Annotated in this window: 12 protein-coding genes and 1 tRNA gene; 6 read left to right on the forward strand and 7 right to left on the reverse strand. The window is 60.3% G+C overall.

Annotated features, from left to right (window positions below):
- Positions 1-229: 229 nt before the first annotated feature.
- Positions 230-3,973, reverse strand: a complete 3,744-nt coding sequence (gene podJ / locus ACZ47E_RS00660) for a cell division protein PodJ (RefSeq protein ID WP_278067207.1) — start codon at positions 3,971-3,973, stop codon at positions 230-232.
- 377 nt (positions 3,974-4,350) lie between these two features.
- Here podJ and ACZ47E_RS00665 point away from each other — a divergent pair, with 377 nt between their 5' ends.
- The 6 genes from ACZ47E_RS00665 to ACZ47E_RS00690 all read left to right on the forward strand — a co-directional run bounded on the left by ACZ47E_RS00665 (position 4,351) and on the right by ACZ47E_RS00690 (position 11,847).
- Entirely contained in the window at positions 4,351-6,147 is a 1,797-nt protein-coding gene (locus ACZ47E_RS00665; protein ID WP_077986626.1) for an acyl-CoA dehydrogenase C-terminal domain-containing protein, read from the forward strand.
- A gap of 35 nt (positions 6,148-6,182) precedes the next feature.
- Positions 6,183-7,391 carry an acetyl-CoA C-acetyltransferase gene (locus ACZ47E_RS00670; protein WP_004439838.1) on the forward strand — a complete coding sequence of 403 codons (1,209 nt, stop codon included), beginning with the start codon at positions 6,183-6,185 and terminating at the stop codon, positions 7,389-7,391.
- 139 nt (positions 7,392-7,530) lie between these two features.
- Positions 7,531-9,747: a 3-hydroxyacyl-CoA dehydrogenase NAD-binding domain-containing protein gene (locus tag ACZ47E_RS00675; RefSeq protein ID WP_006697648.1), complete on the forward strand. Its 2,217-nt coding sequence runs from the start codon at positions 7,531-7,533 to the stop codon at positions 9,745-9,747.
- Positions 9,748-9,902: 155 nt separating this feature from the next.
- Complete coding sequence (locus ACZ47E_RS00680) at positions 9,903-10,334, forward strand: hypothetical protein (RefSeq protein ID WP_045532852.1); 432 nt, start codon at positions 9,903-9,905, stop codon at positions 10,332-10,334.
- A 283-nt stretch (positions 10,335-10,617) separates the two neighbouring features.
- Positions 10,618-10,693 (forward strand) — tRNA-Phe (locus tag ACZ47E_RS00685).
- A gap of 563 nt (positions 10,694-11,256) precedes the next feature.
- Positions 11,257-11,847, forward strand: coding sequence for an alpha-ketoglutarate-dependent dioxygenase AlkB (locus tag ACZ47E_RS00690; protein WP_112555890.1), 591 nt, complete (start codon positions 11,257-11,259; stop codon positions 11,845-11,847).
- Between the two features lie 4 nt (positions 11,848-11,851).
- Here ACZ47E_RS00690 and mnhG read toward each other — a convergent pair whose 3' ends face one another.
- From mnhG to ACZ47E_RS00720, 6 genes are read right to left on the reverse strand one after another with little or no spacing between them, the layout of a single operon-like run.
- Positions 11,852-12,196: a monovalent cation/H(+) antiporter subunit G gene (gene mnhG / locus ACZ47E_RS00695; protein ID WP_004439848.1), complete on the reverse strand. Its 345-nt coding sequence runs from the start codon at positions 12,194-12,196 to the stop codon at positions 11,852-11,854.
- Positions 12,193-12,474, reverse strand: coding sequence for a K+/H+ antiporter subunit F (locus tag ACZ47E_RS00700; protein ID WP_004439850.1), 282 nt, complete (start codon positions 12,472-12,474; stop codon positions 12,193-12,195). The genes mnhG and ACZ47E_RS00700 overlap by 4 nt, the downstream gene beginning before the upstream one ends.
- Positions 12,471-12,959 carry a Na+/H+ antiporter subunit E gene (locus ACZ47E_RS00705; protein WP_004439853.1) on the reverse strand — a complete coding sequence of 163 codons (489 nt, stop codon included), beginning with the start codon at positions 12,957-12,959 and terminating at the stop codon, positions 12,471-12,473. Before ACZ47E_RS00705 ends, ACZ47E_RS00700 begins: the two co-directional genes overlap by 4 nt.
- Positions 12,956-14,602, reverse strand: a complete 1,647-nt coding sequence (locus ACZ47E_RS00710) for a monovalent cation/H+ antiporter subunit D (protein WP_004439856.1) — start codon at positions 14,600-14,602, stop codon at positions 12,956-12,958. Before ACZ47E_RS00710 ends, ACZ47E_RS00705 begins: the two co-directional genes overlap by 4 nt.
- The gene (locus tag ACZ47E_RS00715) at positions 14,599-14,934 is read right to left on the reverse strand and encodes a Na+/H+ antiporter subunit C (RefSeq protein WP_003514993.1); all 336 of its coding nucleotides are present in this window, start codon (positions 14,932-14,934) and stop codon (positions 14,599-14,601) included. The genes ACZ47E_RS00710 and ACZ47E_RS00715 overlap by 4 nt, the downstream gene beginning before the upstream one ends.
- Entirely contained in the window at positions 14,934-17,852 is a 2,919-nt protein-coding gene (locus tag ACZ47E_RS00720; protein WP_278067208.1) for a monovalent cation/H+ antiporter subunit A, read from the reverse strand. The genes ACZ47E_RS00715 and ACZ47E_RS00720 overlap by 1 nt, the downstream gene beginning before the upstream one ends.
- Positions 17,853-17,915 lie beyond the last annotated feature (63 nt).

The raw sequence follows: 17,915 nt of genomic DNA on the forward strand, positions 1-17,915 counted from the left end.
CATGGCTTGTCCGGTGAGGGGGCCTTGCCGCGATTTACACTTTCTGTCTGAAAAGACCGGGCATGCCCAGCCTTCATCCGTCATGCCCGCGAGGGCCTAACCTGTCAACATTCAACGGTAAATACGTTGATAATTTGGAAAGATAGAGGTCTGGCGAAGGCAGCCGCCCACATTCCTGTCAGGCGTTGCAAAAAAGCGGCCGGCGGGCCGCTTTTGGGTTTCAGAACCATTATTTATTGCGGGCGAGAAGCGCTGTCACCAGTTCGTTGGTAATGCGCCCGTCCGGGGTCTGGCCCACGGATTTCTGAAAGTCCTTGATGGCCGTCACGGTGTTCTTGCCGAGCTTGCCGTCCGGCTGCCCGGCATCGAAGCCGTTCTTGTTGAGGATCGCCTGAATGTTGCGGATCGCCTTTTCCATGTCCACGGAGGCGGTTTTCACGCCTTCCTTGCCAGCCCACTCTTCCGGCGGGTTGACGCTGTTGGCATCTTCCGAAAGCGGCTTGACCTTCCACGCCTCCACCTTGGCCTTGGCGCTCTGGAGCTGCTGCGGGTTCAAGGCCCCCGCCACTTCGTCGCGCTTCTGGGCGGCATCGGCATCGCCATCCTTGGCGGCAATGGCGAACCACTTGTAGGATTCCTCGATATCCTGTTTCACGCCGCTGCCGCGCGCGTAGAGGATGGCAAGATTGAACTGGCTGTCGCGGACGCCGAGTTCGGAGGCCTTGATGAACCACTGCGCGGCGGCAGCAAAATCCGGCTGGCCAGCCGCGTCGGAAGCGAGCAGGACGGCAAGATTGTGCATGGCGCCCGCATTGCCCTGTTCGGCGGCCAGCGTGTAATAGCGCTTCGCTTCCGGAAGGTTGCGTTCGACGCCGTTCGCCTTCTCGTAGAGATTGGCGAGACGATATTGCGCGGGCGCAAGACCGCGATCGGCAGCCAGCTTGTACCACTTCGCGGCTTCGGCACGGTCGGCGGCAACGCCGCGACCGTCGGTATAGCGGGCTGCGATTTCGAAAAGCGCCTGCGTGTCGCCCTTGGCGGCGGCTTCAGCAAGCGATGCGGGCTCTATCCCGGCGGGAACGACGATGGCGCCGTCGGCGGGAGCGGCCGTGACGACGGCCTCAGCCGGTTTCGGCGGTTCTGCCTGCGCGACGGTGCCGGACTTTGCGGGATCCACGGCGGGAACATCGGCGACCGGCGGCTCCTCGGGTAGCGGCGCACCGCCAATGGTCCGGTGGTCAATGGTATTCTGTGCCGGAGCGGAGTTCTCGATGCTATCGACCGGGGCTGCCTGCCCGGATTCGATCGCGAGGTCAGACGGTATGGTGACGGCCTTGTCGCCGGTTTCGGGTAGGGCGGAAACCGGTGCATTGTCCATCTTCTGTTCAATCACCGGCGCCGGGGCTTCCGTGCCGCTGATCAGTGTCTTGACGAGGGGCATGGCCATCATCGCCAGAAGGATCGCGCCGATACCGAGCAGCAGCGGCCGGCGATAACGCGAAAGAGCCGAAGTTTCGGTCTTTCTTTTCTTTTTGCCGGTTTCAAGCTTTTCCGGCGCTGTTTCCATCGCGGCGGCCTGCGCGGCACGGCGGGCGGCGGCGATAAAGTCCGTCCGTCCTTCCGCGTCCACGGCCTTGCCGGTGGCGGCCACCTGGCTGGCGCGCACGCGTTCCAGGATTTTCTTGATATCAGGCGCGCCCGAACCGGGCTCCAGGAGTTCGTTCTCCTGACCGGCTGGCAGAACGTCGATCGGATCAAGCGACGGGGCAGGCTCAACCTGGGTGCGGGCGGAAGAGGCCGATACGGGTTCTTCCTTGGTCTTTGCGGGCTTCGCCGTGCTTGTTTTGAAGCGCTTCGTCAGCCCGGCGAGCAGGCTCGTTTTCTTTGCTTTTGCGGGCTTGACGGCAGCGGGCGGCACGATGGCGGTCGCGTCATTGTCGCTGACATCCTCGAGAATGGCCTGCTCTTCGGCTATATAGCACTCTTCCGGGAATATGGCGGCCGGCATCGCGACGTCGTCGCGGCCTGCGGCAACAGCCTGCTGTGCAACGTGACGGGTGGGCTCTTCGCGGTAGGGCGTTCCGTTGTCGAGATTATCCAGGCGGCCGGCAATCTGCACCAGCGTTTCGTGCAGTGCTTCGAAGGTGCGGTGCGTGCGCTCTTCGGTGTTGCGGCTCAGCGCTTCAAGGTTGCGCAAATCGGCCGCAAGGTCGGTCAGCATCGACATGTCGGCGATGTTCGCGCCGGCCGAGAGGTTGTTGCGGGTATAGGCGTCGAGAACGGCCTCGGCTGCCTGCCGGGCCGCTTCGATGATATATTCGTCGTTCGAAGCCATATAGTCTTCGATCGCCGCCATGCGCGCATCGAGTTCAGGCGACATGCCTGCGGCCTGCATCTGAACCGGCTGGCTGATCAGCGTCGAGAGATGGGCGATCTGGTTTTCAAGGCTCGCCAGCGCATGGCTGTCAGCGGGGGCGGCATGGGCGGTCTCATCCAGTCGCGCGGCGATAGTGCCAAGCCGCTCTTCCAGGCGCGAAAAGGCGCTTTCACTGAGGCCCGATGCCAGCTGCGGCTGGCTATAGCGATAATCGAGCTCCTCGATCTGCCGAGAGAGCGTGTCGAGCCGTTCGGCCAGACCCTCATTGACGGTGCCGTGGTCGAGCGCATCGATCTTGCGGGAAATGTCGCTGAGGAAAGACGTCAGCTCCGCCTGTTGCGAAGGGCGCTGCGACCGTTCCAGAAGCAGTGAAAGCTGGTCCAGTCGCTCATGCAGTTGCGCTGCATCGCGCGCGGTGCTCAGCTCATCGATCTTGCCGGCCAGCGCCTCAAGGCGCGCGGTGAGATCAACGGAGGGTTCCGGTTTTGCAGCGGCGAGGCGGTTGATATCACCGAGCTGTTCGGCGAGGCCGTTCAGGCGGTTTTCCAGTCGCTGGGCGAGCGCATTGTCGGTTGCCTGCGCGTTGGCGCGTGTGCCGGTCGCCGCAATGGCGCGGCTGATTTCGTCCAGCCGCTGATCGAGACCGGAAAACTGTTCGCTGAAGACCGCTTCATTCGGCTGCATGTGCTTGCCGAGTTGCTCGACCGCGCTGGCGATGGCGATCAGCTTCTCCTCGAGCACGCGAACGGCCGGATTGTTGCTCATGCCGCCGAGCTGCGTCTTGATGTCATCGAGACGATAGGCGAGGGAGACGATTTCATCCTGAAGGGCGCCGGCATCGAAACCGCGCAGCGTGTCTTCCACAGTGTTCCAGCGGCTTTCGATCCGATGGACGCTGTCTTCGCGTGCGAGCTGGTCAATGGTGAGGCGTAGGTCCTCGAATTCGTTGCGCAGCGCATAGACATCCGGAGATGCCAGATTGCCGAGCTGGTCGATGCTTCCGGCAAGCCGTGCGATGTCATCGCGCAGATCGCCGATGAATTGCTGGTCTTCCGCCGCGGCGCGAATATTGCGGATTTCCGCGCGCAGTCCCTGCGCTTCCCGCGCAACGCCCTCGGCAATATCGTGCTTCAATTCGTGGCGGAGGTTGACGAGTGCCTGCGCGATTTCCTGCAGGGCCGCGTCATTGCGTGGCTCCTGATAGGGCGGGATGGCGCGTGCGCGTGGTGCGGCCTGAGGAGCCGGCTGGGGCTCCCTCTGCCGATATTCCGGCGCGAGCGGTCGTGTGATCGTGCGTTCAGCGCGGGCGGCAGGTTCCTGCGGGCGCTGGAAGCTGGTCTCCAGCAGACGCTGGCGCTGGCGTATTTCGTTGACGGGATCAAGTTGCGGTGGCGTCACGCTTGTGCGTGGCTCGCGTGGTGCGGCATAGGTTTCGCTCTTTGTTTCCGGCGGGGCGCCAGCGGCCCGCTGGTCGCGCGGAAACTTCTGGCTCATCAACCCTTCGATGCGGGCTTCAAGGCCTTCAATGGTGCGATTGAGAGCATCAAGAGACGACCTGTCGCTTGGCTGTTGGGTTTTCGATCGCAATCCGTTCATCTTTTCGCTCGCTTCGCTTCCGCCCGCCGTGCCCGGTTATCTGTCGCGACGTTGCCTGTTTGGACACGCCGTCGCCGCAACATGCAGCAATTCTAGAGCCGGTATTTGCCCCCGTGGAGGAAAATGCGCCGATGAACGAAGCAGTTACCTCCATCGGGAGAATTCACGAAACGTGGTAAAGAAGTGGTTAACCAAGGTCGGAATTTTTTAACTTTTGCGGTGCAGGCCGAGCCCCGGGGCGGTGCGGAGGACAATTACGCAAAAAGGGAGAGCGATAACCCCATGGAATTTATTTGACGTTTACGCGCACGTCAAATATTGTCACGTCATATCGGCCGGATTATCTCCGGCGCCCACGATGCGGAGGAACATCGGTAATGCCTGTTTACAAGGCCCCAGTTAAGGACACGCTTTTTATCCTGAATGACGTTCTCGGCCTGGAGCGGTATAATAACCTGCCCGGCTTCGAGGATGCGACGCCCGACATGATCGAGGCAATCACCGGCGAAGCGGCAAAGCTTGCCGAGGAACGACTTTTCCCACTCAATCTTTCCGGTGACCAGCAGGGTTGCAAGCGCGCCGATGACGGTTCTGTCTCCGTGCCCGATGGTTTCAAGGAAGCCTATGACGCCTATTGCGAAGGCGGCTGGATCGGCCTTGCCGTTCCCCAGGAATTTGGCGGGCAGGGCCTGCCCTATACGCTGCATGCGGCGATCGGCGAATATATGTCTTCCGCCAACCTGTCCTTGATGATGTATCCCGGCCTGACACAGGGCGCTATTGCCGCCGTTCTCGTTCACGGTACTCCGGAGCAGAAGCAGACCTATCTGCCGAAAATGGTCGAAGGTATCTGGTCCGGCACCATGAACCTCACCGAACCCCATTGCGGCACCGATCTCGGTCTCCTGCGCACCAAGGCGGTGCCGCAGGGAGATGGCACTTACAAGATTTCCGGCCAGAAGATCTTCATCTCGGCTGGTGAACATTCCATGACCGATAATATCGTCCATCTGGTGCTCGCCCGCATCGAGGGCGCACCTGAAGGCACGAAGGGTATTTCGCTTTTCATCGTGCCGAAATTCCTGGTCAAGGAAGACGGCACGCCCGGTGAGCGCAACGGCGTCACCTGTGGTGCGATCGAGCACAAGATGGGTATTCACGGCAACGCCACCTGCGTCATGAATTACGATGATGCGACGGGTTATCTGCTCGGTGCGGAAAACAAGGGCCTTTCGGCCATGTTCGTGATGATGAACGAGGCGCGCCTCGGCGTCGGCCTGCAGGGGCTTTCCGTAGGCGAAATCGCCTATCAGAACGCCGTCGAATATGCCCGTGAGCGTATTCAGGGCCGTTCGCTTTCCGGCGCGAAATTCCCGGACAAAAAGGCCGATCCGATCATCGTGCACCCGGATATCCGCCGCACGCTGATGACCATCAAGGCCTATAACGAGGCTGGCCGCGCTTTCCTCCTGTGGACAGCGCTGCAATCGGACATCGCCCACCGCTCGACCGATGAGAAGGAGCGGCAGGCGGCAGACGACCTGCTCGGTCTCGTCACGCCGATCCTCAAGGGTGTTCTGACTGACAAGGGCTTCGACCACGCCGTGATGGCGCAGCAGGTGTTTGGCGGTCATGGCTACATCGAAGAACATGGCATGAGCCAATATGTCCGCGATGCGCGTATTACCATGATCTATGAGGGTGCGAACGGTATCCAGGCGCTTGATCTGGTGGGCCGCAAACTCGGCATGAATGGCGGCCGCGCCGTGATGGCGCTGTTCAAGGAAATCGGCGATTTCTGCGAGGAAAACCGCGGCGATGAAAAGCTCAGCCTCTACACCAAGGGTTTGAAGAAGGGCTTGAACGATCTTCAGGCCGCAACCATGTGGTTCATGCAGAACGCCATGGCAAAGCCCGACAATGCCGGTGCCGGCTCGACCGACTACATGCATCTCTTCGGCATCGTGGTGCTGGGTTACATGCAGGCGCGCATGGCGAAAGCCGCCAGCGAAGCGCTTGCGGCAGGCAGCGCTTCGGATGAGGATTACCTCAAGACCAAGCTTGTCACGGCGAAGTTTTACATGGAGCGCATCATGCCGGAAACGGCGCTGCGCAAGGCCCGCATCGAAACCGGGGCGGACACCATGATGGAACTGGCCGCGGAAGCATTCTGAGACATGGCGCTGACCGCGCCGCAGGGAGAGAGTTTATGACCGACGTATTTATCTACGACCATGTCCGCACCCCGCGCGGACGCGGCAAGAAGGATGGCAGCCTGCATGAGGTGCCTTCCGTTCGCCTTGCCGCCAAGACGCTGGAAGCCATCCGCGACCGCAACGGGCTCGACACTTCCGCTGTCGATGACATCATCATGGGCTGCGTCGATCCTGTCATGGATGCCGGCGCCGTCATCCCCAAGGCCGCCGCCTTCGAGGCCGGTTACTCCAACAAGGCGCCGGGTATGCAGATCTCGCGCTTCTGCGCCTCCGGTCTCGATGCCATCAACTTCGCAGCCGGCAAGGTCAAAGCCGGTTCGGACGATATCGTCATCGCCGGCGGTGTCGAAAGCATGTCGCGCGTCGGTATGGGCATGTCGGGCGGCGCCTGGTACATGGACCCCTCGGTCAACTTTCCGGCCTTCTTCATGCCGCAGGGCGTGTCGGCCGATCTGATCGCCACGAAATACGGTTTCTCCCGTGACGACGTCGACGCCTATGCCGTCGAGAGCCAGAAGCGCGCCGCGCATGCCTGGGAAAAGGGCTATTTCAACAAGTCGGTCATTCCGGTGAAGGACCAGAACGGCCTGACGATCCTTGACCGCGACGAGCACATGCGCCCCGGCACCGATATGCAGGCGCTGGCTTCGCTAAACCCGTCCTTCCAGATGCCCGGTGAAATGGGCGGCTTCGAAGCTGTCGGCATCATGGCGCATCCGGAAGTGGAGCGGATTAACTACGTACATCACGCCGGCAACTCATCCGGCATCGTTGATGGTGCTGCCGCCGTGCTGGTTGGTTCGAAAGCGGGCGGCGAGGCAATGGGCGTGAAGCCGCGTGCCCGTATCAAGGCTTTCGCCAATATCGGCTCCGACCCGGCGCTGATGCTGACCGGCCCGGTTGACGTAACCGAAAAGCTTCTGAAGAAGACCGGCATGTCGCTTGCCGATATCGATCTCTTCGAACTCAACGAAGCCTTCGCCGCCGTGGTCCTGCGCTACATGCAGGCTTTCGACATCGATCACGACCGGATGAACGTCAATGGCGGCGCAATCGCCATGGGTCATCCGCTGGGTGCAACCGGCGCGATGATCCTCGGGACGGTGCTGGATGAGCTGGAACGGCGCGATCTGAACACCGCGCTCGTCACGCTTTGCATCGGTGCAGGCATGGGTACAGCAACCGTCATCGAGCGGGTTTAAGGCAGCGGCTACGGCCCCGCTTCCGTCATCCTCGGGCTTGACCCGAGGATCTATCCCCGGTGCTTGGATCCTCGGGTCAAGCCCGAGGATGACGAGGAAAGCGAAGCGGCCACTACGATTCAGGGAAGAGGAATCCCAAATGAGCACTTACACCAATTTCACCATCGAGACGGACGCAGACGGCATTGCCCTCGTCACCTGGGACATGCCGGAAAAGTCCATGAACGTCTTCACGTCAGAGGTGATGGACGAGTTGAACACCATTCTCGACGCCACCGTCGCCGATAGCGCCGTCAAGGGCGTCGTCTTCACGTCGGGCAAAAGTACCTTTTCCGGCGGCGCCGATCTGTCGATGATCAAGTCGATGTTCTCCTTCTACAATGACGAGAAGACGAAGAACCCGGATCAGGCGGCAGCAAAGCTGTTCGAGCTGGTGGGCCGCATGACCGGCCTGTTCCGCAAGATCGAGACCAACGGCAAGCCCTGGGTCTCCGCCATCAACGGCACCTGCATGGGGGGCGCTTTCGAACTGTCACTCGCCTGCCACGGCCGCGTGGCCTCCAGCGCCAAGAACCTCAAGATCGCACTGCCGGAAGTCAAGGTCGGCATCTTCCCGGGCGCTGGCGGCACCCAGCGCGTCTCGCGCCTGACCGATGCACAATCTGCCTTGCAGATGATGACGACAGGCCAGTCGCTGACCGGTGCACGCGCCAAGGCCATGGGGCTGGTGCACCAGGTAGTCGAGCCGGATCAGCTGGTCGCAACTGCAAAGCAGATGATCAAGGACGGCCTGAAGCCGGTAGCACCCTGGGATGAGAAGGGCTTCAAGGCCCCCGGCGGCGGCATCTGGACGCCTGCGGCTGCCCAGCTGTGGCCCGCCGCTCCGGCGATCCTCCGCCGCGAAAGTGCCGGCAATTATCCGGCCGCACTCGCCATCCTCAAATGCGTTTATGAAGGGCTGCAATTGCCCTTCGATACGGCGCTGAAGGTGGAGCAGCGTTATTTCACCGAAATCCTTCGCTCGAAGGAAGCCTCCGGCATGATCCGCTCGCTGTTCATTTCCATGCAGGAGCTGGGCAAGGGCGCGCGCCGTCCGTCCGGCCAGCCGAAGACGGAGTTCAAAAAGATCGGCGTCGTTGGGGCGGGCTTCATGGGGGCGGCCGTCGCTTACGTCACCGCCGCAGCGGGTATTCCCGTCACGCTGGTGGATCGCGATCAGGAAGCCGCAGACAAGGGCAAGGGCCATTGCGAGGAAAGCGTCAAGGCCGCCATCGGCAAGGGCAGGCTGACGCAGGATGAAGGCAAGGCCCTGCTCGATCTCGTCACTCCCACGGCGGATTACACTGCATTGTCTGATGCCGATCTCGTTATCGAGGCCGTCTTTGAAGACCGCGACGTGAAGAAGGCCGTCATCGAGGCCGTGGAAGCCGTTTTGCCCGAAGGAGCGATCTTTGCCTCCAACACGTCCACCTTGCCAATCACGGGGCTGGCAAAGAACTCCAGACGTCCGACCGATTTCATCGGCATCCACTTCTTCTCGCCGGTCGAGAAGATGATGCTGACGGAAGTGATCCTCGGCAAGGAAACCGGCGACAAGGCGCTCGCCGTCGCGCTGGATTATGTGGCCAAGATCAAGAAGACCCCGATCGTTGTCAACGACACCCGCGGCTTCTTCGTCAATCGCTGCGTGCTGCGTTACATGGCCGAAAGCTACGACATGCTGATCGAAGGCGTGCCGCCCGCGATGATCGAAAATGCAGCGAAATTCGCCGGCATGCCGGTCGGCCCCTTGGCGTTGAACGACGAAGTGGCCATCGATCTTTCCTACAAGATCCTGAAAGCCACCGTCGCCGATCTCGGCGAAAAGGCGGTCGATCCGCGCCATATGGAACTGGTGAAGAAGCTTGTGGAAGGCGAGGGCCGCTTTGGCCGTAAGAACGCCAAGGGCTTTTACGACTACCCGCCAAAGCCCGCCAAGAAGTCCCTCTGGCCTGGCCTGAAGGACCTCTATCCGCAGCAGAAGCCTGAAGACGTGGATATGGAGGTGCTGAAGCAGCGCTTCCTCGTCACCGTGGCGCTGGAAGCCGCCCGCACGGTGGAAGAGGGCATCGTCACCGATCCGCGTGAGGCGGATGTCGGTTCCATCCTCGGTTTCGGCTTCGCGCCCTATACCGGGGGCGCGCTGTCCTACATTGACGGCATGGGCGTGAAGAGCTTCGTCGCGCTCGCCGAAAAGCTCAGCGAGACATACGGACCGCGCTTCCAGCCAACGCCGCTGCTGAAGGATATGGCCGCCAAGGGCGAGACCTTCTACGGTCGCTTCGATCCCTATGCCAGCGCCGCGAAGGCGGCCTGAGGCTCCAGTGAGATGATTGAACAGGCCCTTCGGGGCCTGTTTTATTATGCCTGTCTACCCGCTTTCCATGCATCCTTTGCTGGGCTGAGGCGTTGAAAAGTCTGACCGGGCAAAAGCGCCCGCCGCCGCAATTCAGCACGCCTCAGGAGACAGCGATGAAAGCACCACTGCGATCCCACGGTTTCGATAAGCCATCAGACCTGGACGACGAGTTGGCCGAACTGGACGAAGAGGCGGAAGCTGTAGCTGCCGAAGAGACGGTGGAAAAAACCGCAGCCAGGAGGACACCTGCCGCCAATACCATCGACCCGGCGCTGCGTGCCGAACTGGACGAGCTTCGCCAACAGGTCGAAAAGATCCGGCGCGATGTCAAGCGGCTTGAGGCGGCCGAGATGTCCCGCCACAGGCCCGCACAGCCCCACCATGAGCGCGACCGCGAGAACTCCCGCCTGATGACGGTCGTGCGCTCCGTAGCCGTCACCTCGCTTGCAAGCCGCATCTTTGCGTCTTCGCCCGTCATGGCGGCGCTGGTAGCCGTGGTGCCTTTCGCGCTTGGTTTCGCAGCACGGCGCCGCGAAGGGGCATAGCCCCACCTGCCATGCTGCGCCCGCCACCGGCCGGGATAGGTCCCTCGCAAACATGACGCGGGCAAATGCGCTCTGGCATCAGGAGGCCATACAGTGAGTTTTCCTGCGTGAACCGGCCTTCGCCCTGCGCTCTTTCCAGCCATCCACAGGCGCCGTGAAAAAACTGTCAAAAAACTTCGGAAGGGCGCTTGCCATGTTCGAACAAGATGTTATAACCCCGCTCACTTTCGGGGCGCAAACGACCCCGACCGCGAAAAGCGGAGGTTCTTCAAGGACCTGAAGTGCCCGGATAGCTCAGTTGGTAGAGCAGCGGATTGAAAATCCGCGTGTCGGTGGTTCAAATCCGCCTCCGGGCACCATTAAATCTCCAGATTGATATTTATATAGGTGCGTGTTCGGACCGATCCGACCTAATCTTGTGGGATTCAACGATAGCCATAATGGCAATAAACATTTGCCTCGGGGGCGGGTAGGCGAAAATCCTCGTAAATATGTTTTTTGGGTGAGTGTATTTCGTCCGCTAACATTATCCCAAACATATCAGATGCTTGGCAGATACTTAACCTCTGCTTAATGGATTTTTTGCCCAGCTTGGCGATTTGCCATTCCTGTGACCGTTCGGCGTGAAATGCTCGTGACAACAAAATTGATCGCCGTTTTCTTGGGAGTGCCGCAGCCCATCTTTTGAGCTCCGGCAAAGTTGCAATTACTGTCGTAAACAGTTCTCACTACGATGGAGCCTTTGATATGGATCGGGCTGCTGAACGCAGTGGTTTTGCTAGACCGGTTGCGTACCCGTTTCAGTTTTCCGACTATCCGGGATACGCACACATAAAACGAAAGATGACGGCACCTCTGCGCTAGATGAGAATGACGAGTTTGCAACACACGTTTTTCATCGTAAAGGGAGAACAGCCCGCAAATGGATCATACTGTAATTCCATCTTCTTTACCGCCCGGCGTCATATATTTCGGTGACTTCCTTTCGCCGCAAGAGGAAGCTGCCACCGCAACCATATTGGATGCCGGTGGGTGGAGCACGGAACTGAAGCGTCGTGTGCAGCATTTCGGTTATCGGTATGACTATAAAGCCCGCGCAGTTGCGCCGGATGCCTATCTCGGGCCTTTGCCGCCATGGCTGGGCGTGTTCGCCAGAAGATTAGTGAGGAACGGCCACTGCGAGAACTTGCCTGATCAGGTTATCGCGAACGAATACTTTCCAGGGCAGGGGATCAGCGCGCATGTCGATTGTGTCCCCTGTTTCGACGATACAATCGTGTCGATAAGCCTTCTATCCGCTTGCGAGATGGTTTTCCGCGATTTGCGCGGATCCGGCACATGTGGCGTTGTGCTTCAGCCCCGCTCAGGTGTCCTGCTCATGGACTCCGGGCGTTATCATTGGACTCACGAAATTCCGGCTCGCAAATCGGATATTGTGAACGGGGTGAAGACCGTTCGAAGCAGGAGGATTTCCCTGACTTTTCGTAAAGTCATTGCTTCAACGCGCACCTAAGCAATTACAAATGCTCTCGGTTATCCGAATTCTGCTCCGCCCGGTCCCGATAAAGCGCGGCCCGCCCCAGCAGCATCAGGGAAACCGGCGTCGTCACCGTCATGAAAATGCCGATGAAGATTTCGTGGAAAGCGAAGCGGCCGCCGGAGACGGAGAAATAGATGATGGAGGCCATGACGATGCCGCCGGTCCCCCAGCTGGTGCCGAGTGTGGGCGCATGCAGGCGTTCATAGAAGCTGTTGAGCTTGGCAAAGCCGATAGTGCCGATCAGCGTCAGGGAGGCGCCGAGGAGGACGAAGAAAGCCACGGCGATGGCGGCCCAGAGCGGAAATTCTGCGGCGTTGCTCATTCTATGACCTCCCCGCGCATCAGGAATTTGGAAAGGGCGACGGTGGACACGAAGCCCAGGATGGCGATCAGCAGCGATGCCTCGAAATAGATGTCGTTGCCGGTGCGCAGGCCGAAGGTCAGCAGCAGCAGCATGGCGTTGACATAGAGCGTATCCATGCCGAGCACCCGGTCCTGGGCGCGCGGGCCAATGGCGATGCGATAGACCGAAATCGTCATGGCAATGGCCAGCATCAGCTGCGCCAGCGAAAAGGACCAGAAAAGGATAATCGAACTCATTCGAATATCTCCATCAGCAGTTTTTCATATCGGTTCTTGATGAGGCTTATCCACGCGGCCTCGTCCACGTCGTCGAGGACGTGGAGCAGGAGCGTGCCCTGACTGGAATTATATTCAAGCCAGGCGCTTCCCGGCGTCGAGGTGAGGATTGTCGCCAGAACGGCCAGCGCCATGGGATCGCGTATATCGAGCGGCACGGCCAGAAAACCCGATTTGCGGTCCCTTTCGCGCCTGAACAGAATGATCTTCGCGACCGAGAGATTGGACCTGACGATATCGTAAAGCACGATAAGGATCAGCTGCACCAGCCGATGCCAGTTGCGGATCCGGGGTTTTGCCGGCCTCAGCGACGCCATCGCCCAGGAAGCGATGAGCGCCACCGCAGTTCCGAGCAGCAGATGCCCCGGCGAGAAACTGTTGATCGTCATCCAGAAGAAAATCAGGGAAACGGTCAATAGCGGGTAGGGCAGGACACGGTTCATCATGGCTCTGCCTCCGGGTTGCCGCCCGCCCGTGGCGCGGAAATGACGCCCTGGATATAGCTCGCGGGCAGATCGAGGATGCGCGCCGTTTCCTGCATGTAACGCATCACCGGTCCCGCCTGAACGGTCATGGCGAGTGTCAGGCCGAGAAGCAGCATGATGGGTGCGATTTCGATGACGAGCACGCGCGGCACGGTGCCTTCGATGGAGGCCCAGAAAGTACGGATGCCGGCACGGGTCATCGAGATCAGTGAAGCGAAGCCGGAAAAGACGATCAGGAAGACGATCCACCATGACAGGGTGGAGATGCTGTCATTGGCGCCGAGACCGGACGGATTGAGAATGGCCGATAGCATCGAGAATTTGGCAATGAAGCCGGAAAGCGGCGGCAGGCCGGCGAGCAGGATGCCGCAGGCGGCAAAGCATGCGCCCAGCACGGCCATGGTGGCAGGCATGGTCACGCCGATTTCCTCTTCCTCGTCTTCTTCCTCGCCTTCGCCATAAGCCTCCATGGTTACGGCAAGAACGTTTGCGCCCGCATCCTGCCCGCGCTCGACAAGTTCGATGAGCATGAAGAAGGCACTGATGGTGAGGGTGGAGCTGACAAGGTAATAAAGTGCGCCGGCCGCCACCGTGGGATTGCCGGTACCCATGGCTGCAAGCAGCGTTCCCGATGAGACCAGAACCGAAAAGCCGGCAAGCCGTCCCAGCGCCTGCGACGCCAGAACCCCGATGGCACCGAAGATGATGGTGGCGATGCCGCCGACCAGCAGCGCATCGTGGCCGAAACCGGCCGATTCCCCGGCCGTCTGGCCGAACAGCAGGAAGGAGAGGCGGGCGATGACATAAATGCCGACCTTGCTCATGATCGCGAATAGGCCGCCGACCGGTGCAGATGCCGCACCATAGGCGGAGGGCAGCCAGAAATTCAGCGGCCACATGCCGGCCTTGACCAGAAACGCGATGCCGAGGATGGCCGAGCCGGTTTCCAGCAGCATCCGCTGGTCGGGGTTCAGCCCCTCGATCCGGTGGGCGAGATCACCCATGTTCAGCGTGCCCGTCACGCCATAGATCAGACTGACGCCAATCAGGAAAAACAAGGCGGCAACGAGGTTGATGGCGATATAATGCAGCCCTGCCTTGACGCGTTGCTGGCCGGAGCCATGCAGCAGCAGCCCGTAAGATGCCGCCAGCATCACTTCGAAGAATACGAAAAGGTTGAAGAGGTCGCCGGTCAGGAACGCGCCGTTGACGCCCATCAGCATCATCTGGAACAGCGAATGGAAATGGGCACCCGCCTTGTGCCATTTCGCCATCGAATAGATGAGCGAGGGAATGGCGAGCAATGCGGTCAACAGGACCATCAGGCCCGACAGGCGGTCGGCGACGAGCACGATGCCGAAGGGTGCCGGCCAGTTGCCGAGCAGATAGACGCCGCTCGAAACCACAGCAGCGATCTCGGTATTAACGGTTGAGTTCACCTCGCGGAACAGCAGAATCGCAACCACCAGCAGCAGCACCGTGGAGGTGAAGCTGATCGCGGCTTTGGCCACACGCTGGCGCTCGTCAAAAAACAGCAGCAGCGCGGCGGTAATGAGCGGCAGCAGGATGGGTGCGATGACGATGTGGAAGGGGAACGACATCATTTCGACTCCCTCCCGTCCACATGGTCAGTGCCGGTGAGGCCGCGCGCTGCGAGCAGCACGACAAGGAAAAGCGCTGTCGTGGCAAAGCCGATGACGATTGCGGTCAGCACCAGCGCCTGCGGCACCGGGTCGGCAAGCGTCGAACTGTCGACGCCGTTCACCAGCACCGGGGGTGCGTTGGTCTTGATGCCGCCGACGCCGAAGATGAACAGGTTCACGGCATAGGACAAAAGCGAAAGCCCGACGATGACCTGATAGGTGCGCGGGCGCAGGATGAGCCATACGCCGGAGCCGGTCATGATGCCGATGCCGATTGAAAGAATGAGTTCCATTACACGTCCTCCGCTTTTGCGGCGTCAGGCGTGCGAACGCGGTAGTTGCGCAACGATTGGTGTGCCAGTGCTATCAAAATAAGAACGGTGGAGCCGACGACCAGCGAAAAGACGCCGAGATCGAACAGCAGGGCGGAAGCCGTCGGCATTTTGCCGATATAGGGTATCTCCGTATACTGGAAATAAGAGGTCAGGAACGGGTAGCCGAAGTACCACGAGCCGATACCCGTCGCCGCCGCCATCAACAGGCCAAAGCCCATCCAGCGAAGCGGCAGGATGCGGATGCGGTCCTCGGCCCAGCGCGCCCCGCCGGCGAGATATTGCAGAAGGAAGGCGATCGCCATGGTGATACCGGCCGCAAAACCGCCGCCCGGCATATCGTGGCCGCGCATGAAGAGGAAAATGGAAAAGGTGATGATGACGGGGAACATCCACTGCATCACGATGGATGGCACGTAGAGATAATCGCGAACGGTATCGCCCTTGCTGCGATCCGGGCGCTCCGCATCGAAGGCGTTCTGCATCTGCTGCTGTTCCGGAAGTCCGATGCTTTCATGGGCGGGACGGAAACGGCGAAGCAGCGCGAAGACGGTGAGCGCCACGATGGCCAGAACCGCGATTTCGCCGAAGGTGTCGAAGCCACGGAAATCGACCAGGATGACGTTGACCACATTGGTGCCGCCGCCTTCGCTGTAAGCGCGTTCGAGGAAATAGGTCGCAATGGCATTCGGAACTGGCAGCGTCATCACCGCATAGGCGATGACGGACATTCCAATGCCGCTGGCGGCGGCCAGCAGGAAATCGCGGGCACGGCGAAGCTGCGCCGGCAACTCATCGCTGCTGTCCACTTTTTCGAAGCGTTTCGGCAACCACCTGAGGCCGAGCAGGATGAGAACGGTGGTGACGATTTCCACCAAAAGCTGGGTAATCGCCAGATCCGGTGCGGAAAGCCAGATGAAGGTGAGGCAGGTGACGAGCCCCGAAACGCCAAGCATGACAAGGGCTGCAAGGCGATGATATTTCGCCTGCCAGGCAGCACCCATGGCCGCAATCATACCGATCAGCCACAGAATGGCGAAGATCGGATCGAAGGTTGTTACCCGCGGCAGCGACAGGGAGAATTCCGAAAGGAAGAGCGGCGAGAAACCGGCAAGAAGCGCCACGAGGATAAGAAGCCTCAGCTGCGGCTGCAGGCGCCGGGTGCCGAGCGTGCTTTCCAGCCACCGCGCCCACTTCCAGGACACGGTGACGAGAATGCGCTCGAAGATGCGCTGACCCCGCAAATGCCGGAAGATCGGCGGACCGTCATCGCAGCGCGAGAAATAACCGCCGAGCAGGACGTAGATCGTTACCCCGCCGATCAGCGCCGCGATACTCATGATCAGCGGCAGATTGAAACCGTGCCAGATCGACAGGCTGTACACGGGTGTCTGTGCGCCGAGAACGGAAAGCACGGCCGTATGCAGGAACGGGCCGATGGAAAGGCTCGGAACGATGCCGACGATCAGGCAGGCGAAGACGAGGAATTCGATCGGAAACCGCATCCAGCGCGGCGGCTCGTGCGGATTGGGGTTTGGCAGATCGACTGGCTTGGGGCCGAAGAACACCGTGTGAATGAAGCGCAGCGAATAGGCGACGGCAAATGCGCCGGATAATGTTGCCACATAGGGCAGCGCCCGGTCGAGAAGCGAGTCGGCATGGGTTTCGACGGACTCGGCAAAGAACATTTCCTTGGAGAGGAACCCGTTGAACAGAGGAACCCCGGCCATGGCCGCACTTGCCGCCATGGCGAGTGTCGCCGTTGCCGGCATATAGGTATAGAGCCCGCTCAGCCGCCGCATGTCACGTGTTCCGGTCTCATGGTCGATGATGCCGGCCGCCATGAAGAGCGAGGCCTTGAAGGTGGCATGGTTGACCATGTGAAAGATGGCCGCCACCGCAGCGAGCGGGCTGCCAAGGCTTAACAGCGTGGTGATGAGCCCGAGATGGCTGATGGTGGAATAGGCCAGCAATCCCTTCAGATCCTGCTGGAACATGGCAAAGTAGGCACCGAGCAGCAGAGTTATGACGCCGGCCGCGCCGACCAGCCAGAACCATTCCGGCGTGCCCGCAAGCACCGGCCAGAACCTTGCCAGCAGGAAAACACCCGCTTTCACCATGGTAGCCGAGTGGAGATAGGCGGAAACGGGTGTTGGTGCCGCCATGGCATTGGGCAGCCAGAAGTGAAAGGGAAACTGCGCGCTCTTCGTCAGAGCGCCGCCGAGAATAAGAATGAGCGCAGGCACATAAAGCGGATGCGCGCGAATGGCGGCGCCGGCCTCGATGATCCTGTCGAGATCGTAGCTGCCGGCCATGTGACCGAGGATCAGCAGACCCGCCAGCAAGCTGAAGCCACCAATCCCCGTCACTGTCAGCGCCATGCGAGCGCCGTCGCGGGCGCCGGCATTCTGGTGCCAGTAGCCGATCAGGAGGAATGAGAAGATGCTCGTCATTTCCCAGAAGATGGACAGCAGAATGACGTTGCCGGATAGAACGACGCCGAGCATCGAACCCATGAAGGCGAGAAGAAAGGCGAAGAAGCGCGGTATGGGGTCTTCAGTCGACATGTAGTAGCGGGCGTAAAGCACCACCAGCAGGCCGATGCCGGTAATCAGCATCGAGAAGATCCAGGCAAATCCGTCGAGCCGCAGTGTGAAGTTCAAACCGAGCTGCGGCAGCCATTCCACATCGTATTTAAGAACGGCGCCCCCGCTGACGCTGGTATAAAGGAAAATACTGCTGACCAGCCCGAAAAGGGCAACTGCCCCTGCAACGGAAGCGGGAGCTGCAGCAGCACCCTCGCGCGGCATGAACGCCGTCAGGAGTGCGCCGACGAAGGGCAATGCGACAATAAAAGGAAGAATGGTTGCAAGTGTCATATGCGGCGGCGGTTTTCTCTCTGGAATGGGAGCTTGCGGCGGATTTCCGACGACTCCAATCCC

Source organism: Agrobacterium sp. 5Ca39 (genome assembly GCF_055382365.1).